1 protein-coding gene and 1 pseudogene are annotated in these 747 nt (G+C 66.4%); both read left to right on the top strand.

From position 1 onward, the window contains the following. Positions 1-439: transcription antitermination factor NusB (nusB, locus tag EN969_RS33775; RefSeq protein WP_127419904.1), on the top strand; the 439-nt coding region annotated here is incomplete at its 5' end. Continuing rightward, a pseudogene (locus tag EN969_RS33780) lies at positions 436-747 on the top strand (MFS transporter); the annotation flags it as partial. The gene nusB and the pseudogene EN969_RS33780, both read left to right, overlap by 4 nt.

Consider the following 747-nt stretch of genomic DNA (forward strand, 5'->3'; position numbering starts at 1 on the left):
CCGTCTGGCCGCCGTGCAGGCGCTCTATCAGATGGATGTCGCCGGCAGCGGTGTCTTCGAGATCACCGCCGAGTACGAGGCGTTTCGCCTTGGCAAGGAAGTCGACGGCGCGCTCTATCGCGAGGCCGATGCGCAATGGTTTCGCGCTATCCTGGCGGGTGTCGTCGAGAACCAGAAGACCATCGATCCGATCATCCGCCAGGCGCTGACCGAGGACTGGCCGCTGTCGCGGCTCGATTCGACGCTGCGCGCCATCCTGCGCGCCGGTGTCTACGAACTGATGAAGCGCGAGGATGTCCCGGTCGCCGTCATAGTCTCCGAATATGTCGACATCGCCAAGGCCTTCTACGAGGAAGACGAGCCGAAGCTGGTCAATGCCGTGCTCGACCGTGTGTCACGCCGGGTGCGTGGCGAGGGGCGCGGCAAGGACGCATCATGACGGCAATCGCCGTCGAGGCAGGCAGCGAGGCGCGCCGCACGGCGCTGATCCTGGCCGCATCGCAGGCGATCATCGGCTCGGCGGCCCCCATCGCCATCTCCGTGGGCGCGCTGGCCGGGCAATATCTGCTTGGCCCCGACAAATCATTGGCGACAGCGCCGATCACCGGCTTCAACATCGGCGTGGCGCTCGGCGCGCTGCCCGCAGCGGCCATCATCCGCAGAATGGGCCAGCGCGGCGGCTTCATGACCGGAACGATCGTCACGGCGCTTGGCGGCCTGATCGCCACGCTTGCGCTTTTTCAAGGG

Source organism: Mesorhizobium sp. M7A.F.Ca.CA.003.01.2.1, from assembly GCF_003998945.1.
GTDB lineage: Bacteria > Pseudomonadota > Alphaproteobacteria > Rhizobiales > Rhizobiaceae > Mesorhizobium > Mesorhizobium ciceri.